14 protein-coding genes and 1 riboswitch are annotated in these 14,522 nt (G+C 44.3%); of the genes, 1 reads left to right on the top strand and 13 read right to left on the bottom strand.

From position 1 onward, the window contains the following. Positions 1-62: 62 nt before the first annotated feature. Positions 63-533: a cyclic pyranopterin monophosphate synthase MoaC gene (moaC, locus tag B5771_RS14010; RefSeq protein ID WP_047810910.1), complete on the bottom strand. Its 471-nt coding sequence runs from the start codon at positions 531-533 to the stop codon at positions 63-65. 3 nt (positions 534-536) lie between these two features. Further along, the gene (gene moaA, locus B5771_RS14005) at positions 537-1,508 is read right to left on the bottom strand and encodes a GTP 3',8-cyclase MoaA (protein WP_088188090.1); all 972 of its coding nucleotides are present in this window, start codon (positions 1,506-1,508) and stop codon (positions 537-539) included. A gap of 64 nt (positions 1,509-1,572) precedes the next feature. After that, positions 1,573-1,703, bottom strand: a riboswitch (molybdenum cofactor riboswitch). A gap of 263 nt (positions 1,704-1,966) precedes the next feature. Here moaA and fdhD point away from each other — a divergent pair. Then, the gene (gene fdhD, locus B5771_RS14000) at positions 1,967-2,752 is read left to right on the top strand and encodes a formate dehydrogenase accessory sulfurtransferase FdhD (protein WP_088188089.1); all 786 of its coding nucleotides are present in this window, start codon (positions 1,967-1,969) and stop codon (positions 2,750-2,752) included. On the opposite strand, the gene B5771_RS13995 is transcribed toward fdhD, so the two are convergent. The 11 genes from B5771_RS13995 to B5771_RS13945 all read right to left on the bottom strand — a co-directional run bounded on the left by B5771_RS13995 (position 2,742) and on the right by B5771_RS13945 (position 14,472). Further along, positions 2,742-3,359, bottom strand: coding sequence for a molybdenum cofactor guanylyltransferase (locus B5771_RS13995; protein ID WP_242966845.1), 618 nt, complete (start codon positions 3,357-3,359; stop codon positions 2,742-2,744). The two genes, fdhD and B5771_RS13995, sit on opposite strands and share 11 nt — an antisense overlap. Positions 3,360-3,434: 75 nt before the next feature. Further along, positions 3,435-6,113: a formate dehydrogenase subunit alpha gene (fdhF, locus tag B5771_RS13990; protein WP_088188088.1), complete on the bottom strand. Its 2,679-nt coding sequence runs from the start codon at positions 6,111-6,113 to the stop codon at positions 3,435-3,437. Positions 6,114-6,173: 60 nt separating this feature from the next. Next, positions 6,174-7,964, bottom strand: a complete 1,791-nt coding sequence (gene nuoF / locus B5771_RS13985; RefSeq protein ID WP_047810905.1) for an NADH-quinone oxidoreductase subunit NuoF — start codon at positions 7,962-7,964, stop codon at positions 6,174-6,176. An 11-nt stretch (positions 7,965-7,975) separates the two neighbouring features. Continuing rightward, entirely contained in the window at positions 7,976-8,458 is a 483-nt protein-coding gene (gene nuoE / locus B5771_RS13980; protein ID WP_088188087.1) for an NADH-quinone oxidoreductase subunit NuoE, read from the bottom strand. Between the two features lie 11 nt (positions 8,459-8,469). Then, the gene (locus B5771_RS13975) at positions 8,470-9,066 is read right to left on the bottom strand and encodes a 5-formyltetrahydrofolate cyclo-ligase (protein WP_088188086.1); all 597 of its coding nucleotides are present in this window, start codon (positions 9,064-9,066) and stop codon (positions 8,470-8,472) included. A gap of 629 nt (positions 9,067-9,695) precedes the next feature. Then, the gene (gene tsaD, locus B5771_RS13970) at positions 9,696-10,730 is read right to left on the bottom strand and encodes a tRNA (adenosine(37)-N6)-threonylcarbamoyltransferase complex transferase subunit TsaD (RefSeq protein ID WP_088188085.1); all 1,035 of its coding nucleotides are present in this window, start codon (positions 10,728-10,730) and stop codon (positions 9,696-9,698) included. Next, positions 10,727-11,191: a ribosomal protein S18-alanine N-acetyltransferase gene (rimI, locus tag B5771_RS13965; RefSeq protein WP_088188084.1), complete on the bottom strand. Its 465-nt coding sequence runs from the start codon at positions 11,189-11,191 to the stop codon at positions 10,727-10,729. Before rimI ends, tsaD begins: the two co-directional genes overlap by 4 nt. Then, complete coding sequence (gene tsaB / locus B5771_RS13960) at positions 11,184-11,909, bottom strand: tRNA (adenosine(37)-N6)-threonylcarbamoyltransferase complex dimerization subunit type 1 TsaB (RefSeq protein ID WP_088188083.1); 726 nt, start codon at positions 11,907-11,909, stop codon at positions 11,184-11,186. The genes rimI and tsaB overlap by 8 nt, the downstream gene beginning before the upstream one ends. Beyond that, entirely contained in the window at positions 11,909-12,409 is a 501-nt protein-coding gene (gene tsaE / locus B5771_RS13955; protein WP_088188082.1) for a tRNA (adenosine(37)-N6)-threonylcarbamoyltransferase complex ATPase subunit type 1 TsaE, read from the bottom strand. Before tsaE ends, tsaB begins: the two co-directional genes overlap by 1 nt. Then, positions 12,399-13,583 carry an amidohydrolase gene (locus B5771_RS13950; RefSeq protein WP_088188081.1) on the bottom strand — a complete coding sequence of 395 codons (1,185 nt, stop codon included), beginning with the start codon at positions 13,581-13,583 and terminating at the stop codon, positions 12,399-12,401. The genes tsaE and B5771_RS13950 overlap by 11 nt, the downstream gene beginning before the upstream one ends. Next, complete coding sequence (locus B5771_RS13945) at positions 13,531-14,472, bottom strand: DMT family transporter (protein WP_088188080.1); 942 nt, start codon at positions 14,470-14,472, stop codon at positions 13,531-13,533. The genes B5771_RS13950 and B5771_RS13945 overlap by 53 nt, the downstream gene beginning before the upstream one ends. Positions 14,473-14,522: the final 50 nt, after the last annotated feature.

Raw genomic sequence — 14,522 nt, 5'->3', positions numbered from 1 at the left:
CCCCACTTCTATAAGTGGGGGTGGGTCCTATTGTTCACTGTATCTCTTATTCTTGCCTTTGATCAGCGCACATAATGACCGCTTTTGCCGCCCTGTTTTTCTACTAAATATATTTCTCCAATCGTCATGGATTTATCAATAGCTTTACACATATCATAAATGGTTAAGGCGGCAATACTCACTGCCGTCAGTGCCTCCATTTCAACTCCTGTTTTTCCTTGAACTTTTACAACCGCTTCAATCTCAACTTCCCCCGGGTCTTTCAAATTGAAACTCAGTTTGGCACCTGTAATTCCCAATGGATGACACATTGGAATCAGCAGAGACGTCTTTTTGGCAGCCATAATCCCTGCAACCTGAGCAACTGCCAAGACATCCCCTTTAGCAATTCCCCCACTGCGAATTCGAGCTAAAGTCTCTTGCTTCATCTGGACATTTCCATGAGCTACAGCAACGCGGAAGGTTTCACTTTTATCGCTGACATCGACCATTCGAGCGCGACCTTGTTCATCAAAATGGGTTAAATCTTCCATTCTCTAACCTCCGATTTGAGACATAATACGCTGACCTTGCAGAGCTTCCTCATTCATATGATGCTCCGCAGGCTTACACCATACTGCTTGGGCAAAGATATCTAACAATTCCTGATCTGTACTGCCATTTCGTAAGGCTTCTCTTAAATCAATTTCCAACTTATTATGCAAACACGGCCTGAGTTTGCCGTCAGGTGTTAAACGGATGCGATTACAGGTACTGCAAAAATGACGGCTCAAAGCGCTAATAAAGCCTACGTTTCCTTTATAGTCACGGAGTTGAAAATATTCTGCCGGCCCTCCGCCTAGAATCTCCTTTGCAGGAACATATTGCTTAAGTCCTAACAATTCTTTCATCTCTTGAATAGGAACAAAATCACTCCGTCTTTCAGAACTTGAGCCAATCGGCATGAGTTCTATGAAACGAATATGAATAGGATACTGTTTGGCTAATGTTAAAAAAGTCGGCAACTCTTGAGTATTAAAATCACGAACAACAACAACATTAACTTTGACCGGCTTCAGCCCGGCTTCAAGGGAGCGAAAAATTCCTTGAATCACCTTCGAAACATCTCCGCCGCGTGTAATCTCAGCAAACCGCTCAGGATTCATTGTATCCAAACTAATATTTACACGCCTTACACCTGCTGCTTTTAAATCGAAGGCTGCTTCAGAAAGTAATATCCCATTGGTGGTAAGCATCAAGTCATCAATCCCGGGAATTTGTGCCGCTTTACGAAGAAAATCTATAATTCCTCTGCGGACAAGCGGTTCTCCCCCGGTAATGCGAAAACGATGAAATCCCAGCTGCGTACTAAGCCTCATCAAGCGAAGAATTTCTTCAAAGCTCAAGATGTCCTCATGGGGCATCCACGGTACGCCTTGACTTGGCATGCAATACTTACAGCGGAGATTACAACGATCAGTTATGGAAATCCTTAGATAATCAATTTGTCTTTGAAATTGATCCTGCATAAAATCCCCCTCTTTTTAGTGCAAATAAAAAAAACCACGGTCTGTAAACAACCGGGGGATTATTTCCTCCTGTCAACAGACTCCTTTCCAATGGGAGATATTACAGTTTCCTGCAATACCCGAGTGTCTCACGACACTTGTCTGGTTACCATAGCATTTGCCTTAGGAAAGCCAGCTTCGGAGCGTTCATAATTTTTTTGAATCTTCATACATAAAAACACACAAGCTAACCGTTATATGATGTTGAACCGGAATAATTATCCAGTAGTGAGACTCCACCGAAGTCCCAATGTTCAACTTTAGCTAAACAAGTGCACTGTATTAAGTATACCTTATTCTTTTCGATATAAGAAAAAAAAATCCTTCATGTATTGCAGTATTAGATTTAAGAAAAAAATATATTTAGATCTGTCTTAAACTATTGTAAACTAAAGTTACCAGGGTACGAGGAGGTATACATGACAAAGGAAATAGTAACTCATACCATTTTAAAAGCCAACGGCCTTCGGCTTGAAGAGGTTGAAGACTGTGTAGTACAAGAAATTCCCTTGACCGTTCACTATAACCGAGAAGAAATCGCCACCCTTTTATGTTCTCCTTCACAGACTGAAGAACTCACCTTAGGCTTTTTACTCAATGAGGGCTTTATCCAAACTCCTAATGATGTCTATGAACTCCGCCAGGACCCCACTGATCATCTAGTTTGGGTAGAAGGTAAGCCTTGCCTTTTGCAAAAAGAACTTATGAGCAAACGATTTGTATCAGCTTGCTGTGGAAAAAGCCGAGCTTCATTTTGCTTCGCTAACGATGTGCTTATGGTTAAGCCACTCGCCTCAACGTATAGTATTTCTCTTGAAGAAGCATACAAATACGCTGGTTTTTTACAGAACCATCTTCCGCTTTTTCAAGCAACCGGAGGAGTCCACAGCGGCGGTGTAGGGTATCAAGGCGAAGTGGTCTTAACAAGTTACGACATCGGCCGCCATAATGTTTTTGACAAATTAAACGGTAGTGCCTTTCGCTCCGGATTACAGCTTGAAAACCATGTTATTTTCTTTAGCGGCCGAGTATCTTCTGAAATTCTTTTAAAAGTTGCTAAAATGAAAGTTCCCATTCTTATCGCTCGTGGCGCCCCAACTGATATGGCGTTATCCCAAGCCGCTGCCTTAAACATTACTGTCATTGGCTTTGCACGGGAACAGCGCTTGAATATATATACCTGTCCCGAACGAGTTATCGTTTAAAGATATTTGACCATTCCTCCGGAGTATTCACATTACAAAAAACATCGTCTAAACCCGAAAAATTCGTCAGTTCATTTTCCTCTACATATTTCACAGAACATGCCGAAAATAAATCGGTAATCTTGAGGCGACCGGCCTCAAGATTTTTTTTTATTGCCGGCAGGCTGTTCCGATGATAAAAAGCATGGAGGGGATGTATTACTGACCGAAATCGAGGAACTACGACCTCATATTCGGGTGCCCAACGAAACAGAAAACGAATGAGCTCTCCTTGCAGAAAAGGCATGTCACAAGCAACAAAAAAAACAGAGGGGTAGCCTGCAGCTTTCAAGCCCTGATAAAGTCCTGCTAATGGTCCTTGATTACGATACTCATCTTGAATAACCGAAAAATTATAGTTCTTATAAAGTTCCGGCTCATTACTGCTAATTAAGACCTCGGAAAAGGTCTTATTCAAAACTTCTAAAGTACGTTCCACAAGAGGCTTACCTTCTAATTCCAAGAAAGCTTTATTCTTCTTCATGCGCGAACTTTTTCCTCCGGCCAGCAAAACTCCGGTCGCCTCGAGCTTAGTAGGAAGCTGTTTTATAGTGTCATAAAGTATCAATTTCTCAAGCCTCCTTGTGCTAATAATAAATTGAAAAGGGGCCTTCGCCAAATACGAAAGCCCCTTTAGTATTTACTAGAGTTTTGAAACTTTTACACCACAGACCTTGTACTCATAGGTCTTAGTGACTTTGTCGTAAGCCCCGTTCGTTAAAACATTGGTCGGTGATCCGGCATAGTGAAGAGTCATAAAGAGCATGCCCGCAGGGACCCGATCAGTTACCTTAACCTTCGTATTAAGTTCTCCGCGGCGAGAGGCTACTTTTACAACGTCACCATCGTCGATTCCCATTTGCTTAGCATCTTCAGGGTTGAGCTCTGCCAATTCTTCCGGAGAGTTCTTAATTAACCCCTCTGAACTTTGCGTAAATACATTGTAATGGGAAAGTTTCCGTCCTGTGTTGAGGAGGAGTGGATATTCTCCGTCAGGTTGTTCATGAGGCAGCTGATTTTCACAAGGAACGAAAAGCCCTTTGCCTCTATTAAACTTTCCTTCATGCAAGAACTTAGTCCCAGGATGATCCGCAGTTGGGACCGGCCATTGCAGGCCTTGAGTTCCCAGACGCTGATGGGATATTCCGGCAAATTGAGGTGTCAACTGGGCAATCTCTTCCATAACTTCTGCGGACGATGCGTAGGGGAAAGGATAACCCATTCGATTTGCCAGTTCGCAGATAATTTCGCCATCAGTCTTAGCATTCCCTAAGGGTTTTATGGCCTGATTTACCATCTGAACCCGCCGCTCGGTGTTAGTAACGGTTCCTGTTTTTTCAGCAAAACTAGCGCCTGGCAGGACAACATCAGCCAGCAATGCTGTTTCCGAGAGGAAAATTTCCTGCACAACGAGGAAGTCCAGAGCTTTTAAGCCTTTACGGACATGATTGGCATCCGCATCTGTCATTACAGGATCTTCGCCCATGATATACAAAGCACGCAGTTGTTTATTCACCGCAGCATCAAACATATCAGGAATCATAAAGCCCGGATTCGGATCAAGGGGAACTCCCCAAGCAGCTTCAAACTTTGCTCTCACCTCTGGGTTGCTAACCTGTTGGTAACCGGAATAAACATTAGGCAGAGCTCCCATGTCGCAGGCACCCTGAACGTTATTTTGCCCGCGCAGCGGATTAACTCCTGTTGATTCCTTACCCATATGCCCGGTAAGCATGGCAAGGTTGGCCAGACTCAAAACATTATCTGTTCCGCAGGAGTGCTCAGTAATCCCTAAGGTATAGAAAATCTGTGCCCGTTCAGCGGTTGCATAAATCCTTGCTGCTTCCTCAAGTTGTTCTGCCGGTACACCGGTAATCTGACTGGTGAACTCGGGGGTATATTTTTCAACGGTTTCTTTGAGTTTTTCAAAACCTTCCGTACGTTCTGCAATGAACTTACGATCTTCCCATCCCTTGGCAAGAATAATGTGCATAATCCCGTTAACCAGCGCAATATCCGTCCCTGGACGAAGTCTTAACCAAACATCTGCCTGTTCAGCCAAGTCAATGCAGCGTGGGTCTATTACAATTAGTTTTGCGCCTTTAGCTAACGCTTGCCTCATCTTCGTCCCAATAACCGGATGAGCCTCCGTTGTATTGGAACCAATGACAAACATAACCTCAGCATTTGGAATTTCGTTGATAGAATTCGTCATAGCACCTGAGCCAAATGAGGTGGCCAGACCGGCCACTGTGGGAGCGTGTCAGGTCCTGGCGCAGTGATCAACATTATTGGTTCCGATCACCGCGCGCATAAATTTTTGCATTAAATAATTTTCTTCATTAGTACAGTGTGCTGAACTTAAAGCTGCAAGAGCATTAGCCCCATAAGCATCCTTAATTTCACGAAATTTCGAGGCCACTAAATCTAAAGCCTCATCCCATTCCGCTGGAACTAAAACACCATCCTTGCGAATAAGCGGGGTCGTTATGCGTCTGGAACTATAAATCATATCCATGCCAAAACGACCTTTTACACAAAGGGCCTTGCCATTTACAGGAGCTTGCGGATTCGATGTCACACCAATGACCTTACCATCTTTAACATTCAGGTCAAAGTTACATCCCACACCACAAAACGGACAAGTCGTTTGAACCTTAGTGACTTCCCAAGGACGTCCTTTCCCAGCCATTTGTTTTTCTGTCAGTGCACCCACAGGGCATACTGAAACACAAGAACCGCAAAAATCACAATCCGATTCGTTGAGGGGTATATTATAGGCGGGACCTACCTGAGTGTTAAAGCCGCGGAAGGAAAAGTCTAACCTGCTTTTTCCTTGGATTTCTGTACAAGCCTTGATACATTTCCCGCACAAGATACATTTATTAGGATCTCTAATTATGAAAGGATTTGCATCATCCACGGGAAGGTCGCGTTTTTCTCCTGCGAAAACGTCACCTTTTACTCCATACTCATAAGCATATTCTGCTAAAGAACAATTCCCCATTTTTTCACAGGTCATACAATCTAAAGGATGATTGGCAACTAATAATTCTAAAATGGTTTTACGTGCAGCGCGAACCTTCGGATTTTGCGTCTCAATTTTCATGCCTTGCGCCACTTGGGTGACACAAGAGGGAGGGAGATTTCTCATTCCTTCAATTTGAACCACACATAAACGGCAGGCACCAGAAGGGGTAAGTTCAGGATCATGACACAACGTAGGAATTGGGATATTGTTCATGCGGCAGGCTTCCAGCACAGTCGTTCCTTTGGGAACGCTTACTTCACGGCCGTCAATAGTTATTGTAAACCACTCCAAAGTGTTTCACTCCTCTCAGTATATCTATAACCATAGCAATATTGTCAACGCAAACTCAACCTACGAACGGGTGACTGCTCCGAACTTACATTTATCCAGACAAGTACCGCACTTAATACATTCATCTTGGTTAATAACATATGGAGTATTTTTATCGCCTTTGATGCAGTTAGCCGGACAGTTTTTAGCACAAAGGCCGCATTTTTTACACTTATCGGCATCAATAGCATAGCTCAGTAACGCTGAACAGACATGTGCGGGGCATTTATGCTCTAAAATATGGGCTTCAAACTCATGTCTGAAATATTTAAGGGTTGCCAAAACAGGATTTGGGGCATTCTGGCCTAAGCCGCAGAGGGATGTTTCTTTGATCGTCAAGGCTAGATTTTCTAAGGTGTCGAGATCTTCGATTTTCCCTTCGCCTTTCGTGATTTTGTCCAGAATATCGTACATCCGCTTATTGCCTTCGCGGCAGGGGGTACATTTACCACAAGATTCTTTCTGGGAAAAGTTTACGAAGAAACGGGCAATGTCGACCATACACGTCGTCTCATCCATAATCACGAGTCCGCCCGAACCGACCATCGCCCCGGCATTAGTCAAGGTTTCATAATCAACGGATAGATCGAGCATGTTCTCAGGCAAGCATCCGCCTGAGGGCCCACCAATCTGCACAGCCTTGAAGGCTTTGCCGTTCTGAATTCCGCCCCCAATATCAAAGATAATCTCCCGTAAGGTTGTTCCCATTGGAACTTCAACCAAACCTGTATTGTTTACTTTTCCGGTCAGAGCGAAAATTTTCGTCCCTTTACTCTTTTCCGTTCCAAATTGAGCATACCACTCTGCTCCATGGCGAATGATGTGCGGAATATTTGACCAGGTTTCAACGTTATTAATATTTGTCGGTTTCCCCCACAAACCACTCACAGCCGGAAAGGGCGGACGAACACGCGGCATTCCTCGCTTGCCCTCGATGGAAGCCATCAGCGCAGTCTCTTCACCGCAGACAAAGGCTCCTGCACCGGCGAATACTTTTAAGCGAAAATTGAAGCCGGAATTAAGAATATTGTCTCCCAAAAAACCTGCTTCTTCAGCCTGCTTAATGGCTATACTGAGATGTTTAATAGCTAAAGGGTATTCCGCACGGCAATAAACATATCCTTCATCAACACCCATTGCAAAAGCTCCGATGAGCATTCCTTCAATAACGGAATGCGGATCTCCTTCAAGAACGCTGCGATCCATGAAGGCCCCCGGATCTCCTTCATCGGCATTACAAATAATATATTTTTTGTCACTCGGCGTTTGTTGACAGAAACTCCATTTTAAACCTGTCGGGAATCCTGCACCGCCTCGTCCACGCAATCCCGATTTTTTAACTTCTTCAATGACTTCGTTCGGTTTCATCTCTTTAAGCACCTTTTCAAGGGCTTTATAACCGTCGCGAGCCGTATAATCTTGAATACGCTGGGGATCAATAACCCCGCAGTTTTTCAGGACAATTCGATGTTGTTTGGCGAAAAATCGGATGTCGGACATTTTAGTCACAGGTTTTTGAGTTTCTGTATCTAATAATAATAAACGTTCAACCCTTTCACCTTTCATAACATCCGAAGCAACGATTTCTGCAATATCTTCTCCTTGAACCCGAGTATAAAGGACATGTTGAGGTTCGATTACAATAGTTGGTCCTTTTTCACAGAATCCTTGGCATCCTGTCCCGACAATAGTTACGGTCTCTTCCAGTCCTTGACGCTTTATTTCCTCTTTTAAAATATCAATGATCGGAAGTGCTCCTGAAGAAGCACAACCTGTCCCTGCACACACTAGAATCTTTTGATTCTCAGCCATCCCTTAACCCCCTACTCGTATTTGGCCAATATCCCGGCTATCTTCTCCGGCAGCAATCGTCCATGAACCTCATTATTGATGGATATTACCGGGGCAAGTCCACAGGCTCCAATACAGGCTACAATTTCCAACGTAAAACGTCCGTCTTCCGTTGTAGCGCCATCTTTAATTTTTAATTCCTTTTCCAAAGTTTCTAATACTTTGGCTCCCCCGCGAACATGACAGGCCGTTCCCATACAAACATTAATCAAGTTGCGTCCTACGGGAGTTAAGCGGAACTGGGCATAAAATGTTACCACACCATAGATTCTGGATAACGGTATGTGGGTCGCTTTGCTAATGTGTTTAAGAACGTGAGCAGGCAAGTATCCATAGACCTCTTGGGCTTCTTGTAAAATCGGAATCAAAGGCCCCTTTTCGTTTTGATACTTGGCAATGATTTCATCCAATTTGATCTCTTTAGGATCGACGAGATCCTCACACGCAGTGCACAAATAAATACCCCCTATTGTTTCCTAGATTCAAAATGGTAAACATTCTTTTCAGTTATCAACATGGTCATTTTAACATCATGATCATCCACAGGGATTTGATCAATGATTTGACATTCAAAACCTATGGCAATTCTAGGTACGTCCGGCCTGATCCGCATAAAAAACCGATCATAATAGCCCCCTCCGTATCCCAGACGTTTCCCCTGCAGATCAAAACCTGCACCGGGCACAAGGATCAAATCAATCTCAGAAGGCTCTATTTCACCAAGGTTCAATTTAGGTTCACGAATTCCCCAAAGTCCCGGTTCAACATCCTCTCTAAGATTGCGTACTTCAATTGGCAGAAGTATCCCTTGAGGCGCACAGCGAGGCAAGATAAGTCGCTTTTTCATGGCCAGGGCAGCCTCGGCTAAACCTGTCGTCTCTACCTCATCGCGAAAGTTAAGAAACAGCATAACAGTCTGAGCTTGTTTATATTCTGGTAAGGCCATAACCTTCTCCTGAATCAAATAACTCTTGTTATCTCTTTCTTTCTCCCCCAAACTTGCGCGCTGAGCTAAACAGGATTTACGTGTTATACCCTTTTGCAACGATATCTCCTTACTCATCTCTTGCACTGCCTTTCGGTGAAATCACATGTTTATTAGAAATATTCGATCAATAGCGGCAAACTCCTTCTTCCAAATTTTAATTTTTATTGTGTATAGTTAGAATTTTCGAACACCTCTTGTGCCAAAAAATTGAGCTCTTGAATTCAGGGGACGTTTGGTGATATATAGCATAATGCGATAATTTTCTACATTAATTAGACAATTGCGCTAATTAATTCTAGAATTAAAGTTTTACTATAAATGTATTATTGAGTTTGCATTATTTCGAAGTTGTTCACATTTTTTCAATCTATACGGACATGTTTAGGAAAAGTCTTAACGTTTTTTAACACACATTTTTATCCACAGCCTAATACCCGATTTAACTGCCTTCCTGGAAAGTTATCAACATTATCCACAGGTCCTGTGGGTAACTTTATCCCAACTATCCACTCTTATCTTAAAACCCTCAACCCGCTGTCTATACTTATCTACAGACTTATCCACATTATCCACAGTTTTACCTTATCCACAGTGCCTTAATGTCAAAGAGATTTTTCTTTCAAGAGAATACGAAACAAAGCGAGGAAATCTAACGTCCTCGCTTTGTTTCGTCGAATTCATTTTCATTTAAACCACAATAATAACTATTGCGACTTTAAATTTAACCCTGGAACAGCATTCAATGTCCAAGGTGCCGAGTCTCCGGCGAGAAAATGATAGTATCCTGCCGCAGCAATCATTGCCCCATTGTCCGTGCAAAACACCGGTGAGGGATAAACTAAACGCACGTTTTGACGAGCTAACTCATACTCAAGAGTTTCCCTTAATAAACGATTTGCTGCAACTCCACCCGCTAAGAGAAGCGTTTTAACCCCAGTCTGTTGAAGAGCAAGAAGTGCTTTGTGAACTAGAACGTCAACAACTGCTTGCTGAAAAGAAGCAGCTAAATCAGGGACATTTAAGGTTTCACCCCGCATGCGGGCAGAATTCAAGGCATTCAAAACAGCTGACTTCATTCCGCTGAAACTAAAATCCAAACTTCCAGGCTCTAACATGGCGCGCGGAAATTTAAAAGCCTGCTCATTACCTTCTTGAGCAGCTTTTTGAATCTGGGGTCCTCCCGGATAACCCAAGCCCAAAGCTCTGGCCACTTTGTCCAGAGCCTCCCCAGCCGCATCATCCCGAGTATATCCCAAAACTTCGTATCTTCCATGATCTTTAAAGACGATAAGATGCGTATGTCCTCCAGAAACTAAAAGGGCCAAAAGAGGAAATTCCAGATCTTGATGTTCCAGAAAATTGGCATAAATATGCCCTTCCAAGTGATTTATCCCCAACAGCGGAATTCCGGCAGCATAAGCCATAGCTTTGGCACCGGAAACGCCCACCAGCAGTGACCCCACGAGTCCCGGTCCATAAGTTACCGCAATTGCTGAAAGGTCTTTAAACCCAACGTTGGCCTCGGCTAATGATTGTTCCACCACCGGACGAATATGAAGACTATGCTCGCGAGAAGCTATTTCCGGTACCACACCTCCATATTTCTGATGAGTCATAATTTGGGAAGAAATAATATGGCTGCGCAGGTTAACTCCATTAACTAAAACAGCGGCAGAGGTTTCATCACAGCTCGTTTCAATGCCTAAAATAGTAATCTGCTTCTCCTGACTCCCCGTCATCTGTCATCACCCCTCCCCAATTCCGCCCACATAATCAAAGCATCCTCCCCCGTATCTGCGTAATAGCCTTTGCGGACCCCGGCTGTACTGAAACCCATGCGCCTGTACAAATCTTGGGCTGGATAATTAGAGACACGTACTTCAAGGGTCATTCGATCCATGCCTAAATTAACCATCTCGTTCATCACAGAACGCATCAAAAATTCTCCCCAGCGCTGCCCCCGATAGTCAGGAGAAATAGCAATATTCGTGATATGTCCTTCGTCAAGAATAAACCACAGCCCCATATACCCGATCACTCGGCCATCCAGCTCCAGACAACGATATTGAGCATATTCGTTGTCTTTAAGTTCTGCCACAAAGGCTTGTAACGACCAGGGAGTTGAAAAGGAAGTATGCTCGATTTCCATAATGGCCTCAAGATCTTCCGTACGCATAGGACGCACCAATCCTTTATTCATGGTTCTCTCCTTTGCGTGCCCGCTCTTTTTTGGCCCAATTGACCTCGGCCTCCGAAAAACGTATATAATAGGGCTCAACCTTTTCAGCTGCACCAATCTCTTGCCAGCGTCTCCATACCTCTTGGGCCGCATAAGCCCCCCTTGGTAAGCTTAAATAATCCGGCAAAACAATAGCTCTGTCTCCAAGAGCAGCTTCAATTTCTTGTTTAGCTTTTCCGGCAGCATCTCCAACAAAACAAATCCGCTGCTCAAGTTCCTTTAGCTGCTCTAAACATTCGCTGATTGAAAGGGCTTGTGGAGTCATTAGGCACTCTGCAAAAGTACTTTCCGCTGTCCAACGATAGCGGGCTGTATACCATTCATTCTTGCGCGCATCCAATATAGGGACTATATCTTCGTTTCTCCCCCAACCGGCCCAGGCGAGAGCATCAAGGGAGAGTATCCCTGTCAACGGCAAATTCAAGACCTGTGCCAGCCCTTGAGCTGTGGCGATGCCAATCCTTATCCCGGTAAATGAACCCGGTCCTCTCACAACCCCTATTAACTCCAGTTCAGACAATGTCCAAGCAGCAGCAGCAAAAAGCTGGTCCAGCATTGGCATAATTCGTTCCGAATGTGTCTTTGAAGTATGCAAGAAACCTTCTGCAACGACCTTTCCATCTTCGGCTAAGGCAATAGCACTCACTTTTGTTGTTGTATCTATGGTTAAATATTTCATTAGGATCCCCCAAGCTTTTCTTCCTTAGAGTGAATCATGGCTGTAATCCGTTGTTCCCAATTCCCTTCATTGCCATGAAAGACAATTTCCCTAGGCTGTTCTCCGCTCCCAAGAATCTCAACGTCCAGACGATTTTCCGGCAAATAATCCTCTGCAATTTCCGGCCATTCAATTAAACAAATAGAATCCTCTGAAAACGATTCCTCAACACCGATGACTTCAACCTCGTGAGGATGCTGCAACCGGTACAAATCCATATGAACTAAGTGAATCTCAGTTCCTTGGCATTGCCCTTCGTATTCATGAATCAAGGTAAAGGTCGGACTGGCCATCGGTCTCGTAACCCCTAAACCTTCGCCGATACCTTGAGCAAAGGCAGTTTTTCCGGCGCCCAAATCCCCAATTAAAGCAAGGACGTCGCCGGGCTGCAAGTACGCCGCTAAATATTTTCCCCAGTTGCGAGTTTGTTCAGCCGTTACACTCGTTACTTTATAATCCATTACCAGCTTTCCTCACTTCCGGACAAACCATCTTCCCGTCGATAATGACATAAAGAGGACGCGCACCCAATTGAAAGGGATGTTCACGCCAAACAACAATATCAGCGTCTTTACCAGCCTCTAAAGAACCGATACGATCAGCAACACCGAGAATTTCCGCCGCATTGATGGTGATGGAACGGAGAGCATCTTCCTTATCCATTCCTGCTTTGTAAGCCAGAGCAGCACACAAAGGAAGCTGTTCTATGGGAGTAACCGAGTGATCAGTCATAATAGCTACTTTAACGCCTGCTTTAGCCAAGATACTCGGGGTTTGGAAAGATTTGTCCTTTAATTCTACTTTCGAGCGGTTTGTCAAAAGCGGGCCAACCACCGCGGGATATCCCAACTCAGCCAGTTCTTCAGCAATTTTGTGACCTTCCGTACAATGTTCAATAACTAAATCAACGTCAAATTCCCGGGCAATACGAATTGCCGTCATAATGTCATCTGCGCGATGGGCATGAGCGCGCAAGGGAATTTCCCGCTGAATGACCTTCACAAGCACTTCCAGGCCCAAATCTCTCTCAGGAAGTTTATCCGGATCGTTTTTTCCATCCTCAAGCTTACCTTTATAAACCTGAGCATCAACTAAAGCTTGACGCAGGAGTGCTGCCGTTCCCATTCGGGTCATCGGCATTTTCTTTTGTTCACCATAAACCATTTTGGGGTTCTCACCAAAAGCAATTTTTAAACCGGCAGGATCTCGTACGACCATTTTATCGACAATTTTTCCCGCTGTCTTCATGACAACTCCCGTTCCGCCAATGACATTACCACTGCCGGGGCCGGTAAAGACAGCCGTTATCCCTCCTAAGCGGGCATCGCGAAAACCTTCATCCTCAGGATTAATACCATCAATGGCCCGCATATCCGGTGTCACCGGATCAGTCATTTCATTAAAGTCTTCTCCCTCCCAACGGTAGATCTCCTCCCCAATACCTACATGACAATGAGCATCAATCATACCGGGTAAAACGAGACATCCGGAAGCATCGATCACCTCAGCATCCCCCGGAACTTCCAATGTTTCTCCAAGAGCCGCGATTTTCGATCCCTCGATTAAAAGATCTCCCACGAAATCACGCCCTGCCATCGTATAAATTTGACCGTTCTTTATTAGAAGTTTCCTCATTCTTTTTGCTCCTCCAATTTAATAATAAAATTCCTGCTAAAACAAATCCCCCGCCAATCCACTGGATCATGGTGGGAAATTCTTTTAAAAAAATTGCAGCTAAGACAAACGTCATAGGCAATTCAAAAGTGCTCAAAATAGCCGCTTGATCAGAGCCAAGACGTTCAATGCCCAACAAAGTCATATAAAAAGGAATAATTGAGGCAATAGTAGCCAGCAAAAGTCCTGTTTCCCAGATGTGTACATTCTGCCAAGGGATGCTCATAATTTCTCCCTTTGAGACAATGAGCAGAGAAACAGCACATACCCACTGGCTAAAACACATGGCCGCCAAGGGCGACACTTCAGCCAGCACAACTTCTCCCACAAGATTGAAAACCGCGTAACCTATTGCCGCCGCCAAACCCAAGAGAATACCGGCCCAAGCTACTCCACTGACACCTGAAAATATCCCGCTGGCCAACGTTGTCCCGCCTAAGGTCAAGAAGAGAGCTGCCAATTCCTTATGACCGATTCGCTTGTGCCACAAAAAGACTCTCGCCGCAAGAACTAAGGCCGGATATAGATAAAGAAGAAGTATAGCTACGGAAACGGGCAGGAATATAAGCGCGTAAGCATACAACAAGCTTGTTCCCATTGTTCCCACGACACCCTGGAGCAGCAGCCAGCCAAACATCCGTCCTGAAATTTTGAAAATCTCCCGTTTAAAGATAACTGTATAACTAAAGAGGAGAATAGATGCTACCCAAGACTGTAACGCAATAACTTGGATTGGGCCAAGTCCAAGGCTGTAAGCCCCTTTCAAGAGAATAGACATACAGGCATATCCAGTTCCCGCTGTTAGGACAGCACCTACTCCCTGCCAACGCTGCATTTGAACCTTTTGCACTGAAAACGGCCCTCATTTCTATCAAAAGTTAACCTGCTGCCACCTTAGCA

It is taken from the genome of Desulfosporosinus sp. FKA (genome assembly GCF_002196785.1).
GTDB classification, from domain to species: domain Bacteria; phylum Bacillota; class Desulfitobacteriia; order Desulfitobacteriales; family Desulfitobacteriaceae; genus Desulfosporosinus; species Desulfosporosinus acididurans.
Note: the sequence above shows the minus strand (reverse complement) of the source record. Positions and strands in the feature narration are given on the sequence as shown.

Bases quoted from the DNA above. Each gene is read 5' to 3' on its own strand.
- rimI (WP_088188084.1), bottom strand. From the start codon at position 11,191: ATGAATAAAGGATTGGTGCGTCCTATGCGTACGGAAGATCTTGAGGCC.
- B5771_RS13975 (WP_088188086.1), bottom strand. From the start codon at position 9,066: ATGAGTAAGGAGATATCGTTGCAAAAGGGTATAACACGTAAATCCTGT.
- B5771_RS13950 (WP_088188081.1), bottom strand. From the start codon at position 13,583: ATGAGGAAACTTCTAATAAAGAACGGTCAAATTTATACGATGGCAGGG.
- tsaD (WP_088188085.1), bottom strand. From the start codon at position 10,730: ATGACGGGGAGTCAGGAGAAGCAGATTACTATTTTAGGCATTGAAACG.
- tsaB (WP_088188083.1), bottom strand. From the start codon at position 11,909: ATGAAATATTTAACCATAGATACAACAACAAAAGTGAGTGCTATTGCC.
- nuoF (WP_047810905.1), bottom strand. From the start codon at position 7,964: ATGGCTGAGAATCAAAAGATTCTAGTGTGTGCAGGGACAGGTTGTGCT.
- moaA (WP_088188090.1), bottom strand. From the start codon at position 1,508: ATGCAGGATCAATTTCAAAGACAAATTGATTATCTAAGGATTTCCATA.
- fdhD (WP_088188089.1), top strand. From the start codon at position 1,967: ATGACAAAGGAAATAGTAACTCATACCATTTTAAAAGCCAACGGCCTT.
- moaC (WP_047810910.1), bottom strand. From the start codon at position 533: ATGGAAGATTTAACCCATTTTGATGAACAAGGTCGCGCTCGAATGGTC.
- tsaE (WP_088188082.1), bottom strand. From the start codon at position 12,409: ATGGATTATAAAGTAACGAGTGTAACGGCTGAACAAACTCGCAACTGG.